This window comes from Candidatus Palauibacter australiensis, from assembly GCA_026705295.1.
Classification (GTDB): Bacteria; Gemmatimonadota; Gemmatimonadetes; order Palauibacterales; family Palauibacteraceae; genus Palauibacter; species Palauibacter australiensis.
Map to the genome: position 1 here is coordinate 1 of JAPPBA010000169.1, position 3,919 is coordinate 3,919.

Sequence of the window (3,919 nt, forward strand, 5' to 3'; positions counted from 1 at the left end):
GCGAGGCGGACCTGGTTCTGGCCGGCGGCGTCCATGCCCAGTTCGCCGGACGGCCCCTCGAGCTGCGGGCCAACGCGGGAATGCTGTCGCCTACGGGCCAGTGCTGGACCTTCGACGCGGCTGCAGACGGTTTCGTCTCCGGCGAGGGTTGCGGTTTGATCGTCCTCAAGCGCCTCAGCGACGCGAAGGCGGACGGTGACCGGATCTGGGCTGTCATTCCCGGCTCGGCGGTCAATCAGGATGGCGCCAGCCAGGGCCTGACCGTGCCCAGCGCTCCTTCACAGCAGAAGGCGATGGAGGAGGCCCTGAAGCGCGCCGGCGCCTCACCCTCCGATGTCGACTACCTCGAGGCCCACGGCACCGGCACCGTCGTCGGCGATCCGATCGAGCTGAACGCGGCGGCCGCCGTCTACGGTCGCGAGCGCGACGCGGAACACCCCCTGCTGGTGGGTTCCGTCAAGACGAACATCGGACACCTCGGACCCGCCGCCGGCGTCGCGGGCCTCATCAAGACGGTCCTGGCGCTCCGGCACGAGGTCATTCCCCGTCACCTGAACTTCAGCAACCCGAATCCCCGCATCGATTGGGACGGCCTGCCCGTCCGCGTCACCGACGGGATGACGGACTGGCCCCTCCATGCCGGTCGGCCCCGTCTGGCCGGCGTCAATTCGTTCGGTTGGTCCGGGACCAACGGCCACGTACTGGTGCAGGGCTACGACGAGCCTAAACCGGCTGCCGGTCCCGCTCGCGGTGCCTTCCCCGTCGGCCTCCGCCTGCCCGTGAACGCCGGGGCGGAAGCGGACGAGGAACCGGGGAGGCGGGAAACGCGCTTCCTGCCGCTCTCGGCCAGATCGCCCGAGGCCCTTTGCGACCTGGCCGTACGCTACCTGGCCTGGCTCGATGAACAGCCGACCCCGGACCTCTCCGACCTGGCCTGGACGGCTGCGGTCGGGAGGAGCCATTTCGCGCACCGGGGCGGCCTGGTCTTCAGCGACCTCGCCCAGCTCCGGCAGCAACTGGAGCACCTGGCCGCCCGCCAGGGCGGCGATACGCCGCGCGAAGCGAAGAAGCTGGCCTTCGTCTTCACCGGCCAGGCCAGTCAATGGCCCGGGATGGGCAGGGCCCTGTACGAACGGGAGCCCGTGTTCCGCTCGGTGCTCGACCGCTGCGACCGGCTGCTCTCGGAAGAACGCGGGACGTCCTTGCTCGACGTCATGTTCGGAGAGAACGGGACCGATGGCCTGCTCGACGAACCGACCTGGACCCAACCTGCCATCTATTCCCTGGAGTGCGCGCTGGTCGCACTCTGGGAGAGTCTGGGCGTTCGCCCTGGCGTCGTCGTCGGTCACAGCCTGGGCGAGATCGCGGCGGCGCGGGCGGCGGGCGGCTTCACCCTCGAGCAGGGCCTTCGATACGCCGCCGCGCGCGGCACCTTGATGGGCGCGACGCGGCCCGACGGCGCGATGGCCGCCGTCTTCGCCCCCGCCTCCCGCGTCGCCGAAGCGGTGGCCGCGCACAACGCCGGCTCGAACGACGCGGACCTCTCGGTCGCCGTCGACAATGGAGCGCAACAGGTGGTGAGCGGGCCGGCCGCCGAGCTGGAGGCGGTACTCGCGCACTTCGAAGCCGAGGTCGTCAAGGTGCACCGATTGCGGCAGAGCCCCGCGTATCACAGCGTCCTGATCGAGCCCGCTCTGGACGAGCTGGAAGCCGCTGTCCGGGAGATCGCGCCCTCGCCTCCGGCCCTTTCCGTCCCTCTGGTCAGCAACATCACCGGCCGTTTACTCGACCCGGACGCGCGCATGGACGCCGCGTACTGGAGGCGCCACGCACGCGAGCCGGTAGCGTTTCGAGGCAGCGTCGAGACCCTGGCGGAGATGGGAGTGGATGCAGTCGTGGAGATCGGCCCCCACGCCGTGCTGGGGCCCGTCGTCTCGATGATCTGGCCCGCGTCGGCACCGGCGGGCTCCCCGCCGGTCCTTGCCAGTCTGCGGCGTCCGTCCCGCGACGCCGAGGAGCCGCCCATCGACACCAGCGGGGGCTTCGCCGAGGCCGTTGCCGGCGTCTGGGAGGCCGGCCTCGACATCGAGTTCGGGGGCCTGTTCGCCGGCGAGGCGCGGAGTCGGATCACCCTGCCGGGCTATCCGTTCCAGCGCATCCAGCACTGGGTCCGGACGTCGAAGCGCCACCAGAAGGCCGATGGACATCCGCTGCTCGGCGTCCGCCACGAGTCGCCCCGTGGCGACGTCATGTTCGAGACGGAGGTGTTCGCCTCCGATCCGGCGTGGCTGCTGGACCACCTGGTGTACGAGCAGGTGGTCGTACCCGGCGGGCTCCACGGCGGCATGGCGGTCTCGGTCGCACTGAGCCAGGGCGACGGACCGGTGGTCGTCGACGAGTTGCAGATCTACAGCCCGCTGATGCTCGAGGAGGAAGATCCGGAAAGCGGAGCGGGCGGCGGAGGCCGCACCCTGCAGTTCGTTCTGGACGGCTCGGACGACCTGGCGGAACGTCCCTTCGAGGTTTTTACGAAGGGAAAGGGCGAGGAGAGCTGGACCCTACACGCCGGCGGTCGACTCTCCTCGGGGAGGTCGGACGTCGAGCCGCTCCCCCCAATCGACCCTGAAGCGCTCAAAGCCGAGTTGACGCCCCAGGATCCCGTTGCCTTTTATCGAATGCGGTCTCAGACCGGCATCTACCTCGGCCCGTCGTACCACACGATCGAGTCCGCCTGGGCTACGGAAGGAGAGGCCCTGGCCACACTCGCGCTCAGCGATTCGGTCGACGCGACGGGGATGGAACTGCATCCCCTGCTGCTGGACGGCTGCTTTCAGGTCCTGTCGCTGGCTCGCCACCATACTGTTTCAGAACAGGGGGCGGTGTACATGCCCTTCGGCTGGCAAAGGCTGTGGGTGGCGGGGCCGATGCCGACCAGGATCCTCTGCCACGCGACCGTGAGGACGTCCGCCGCGCGGAACGGAGAGGACGCCGGGTCCTCCGATCCGCCCGAAGTCGTGACGGGCGACGTTCGGTTCTACTCCACCGAAGGGGCGCCTCTCGGCGGCCTGTTCGGTTTCACCGTCAAGCGAGCCACCCGCGGTGCCCTCCTCTCGGCCCGGGCCGGGCTGAAGGACCTGCTGTACGAGGTCGCCTGGCGGGAGAAGCCGCTGGACGGAGGTGTGCCTGCCGCGGACTTCCTGGTCAGCCCGGCGACGGTCGCCGGCCAGTCGCGCACCCTCGCTGACCATTTGGCGGAACGCGACGTGGAAGCGGCGGACCGCGTCACCCTGCTCCGGGATCTCGAGCACCTGTCACAGGCCTACGTACTTTCGGCGCTCGAGGGAATGGGGTGGCAGCGCCGGGCGGAGGCGAAGGTCTCGGCCGAGGATCTTCGCCGCGAATTGAGCGTCGTCGACGAGCACCGGCGCCTGTTCCGCCGACTCCTGGCCATCCTGTCCGAAGCGGGGATCCTGAATCCTTCCGATGGAGGCTACACCGTAGCGGTCGGAGCGGGCGACCCTCTCCCTGACCAGACCCTGGCAAACCCCGGAGCTCTCGCCGACAGGCTTCGGGAAAAGCACCCTCACGGCGCCAACGAACTCGGCCTGCTCAGCCGCTGCGGCCCGGCTCTCGCCGAGGTGCTCCGGGGAAGCACGGATCCGATGACGCTGCTCTTCAGCGACGAAGGACCCGGCGCGGCGGGCGTGTATCTTCAGGCGCCGGCGAACCGCGCCGCGAACCGGATGATCGGCGACGCGGTCGGGGCGGCCATCTCCGGCCTGCCGGGGGATCGCCGGCTGCGGATACTGGAGGTCGGAGCGGGGACCGGATCCGCCACCGAGGCGGTTCTCCCGCGCCTGCCTTCCGACCGGGTCGACTACACCTTCACCGACATCTCGGCGGGCTTCTTCTCGCAGGC

At 69.8% G+C, this 3,919-nt stretch carries 1 protein-coding gene; it reads left to right on the top strand.

Annotation, left to right across the window (positions count from 1 at the left end; all coding sequences use genetic code 11):
• Window positions 1-3,919 (top strand): acyltransferase domain-containing protein (locus tag OXN85_13915; protein ID MCY3601058.1); only part of this gene is annotated, 3,919 nt, incomplete at both ends.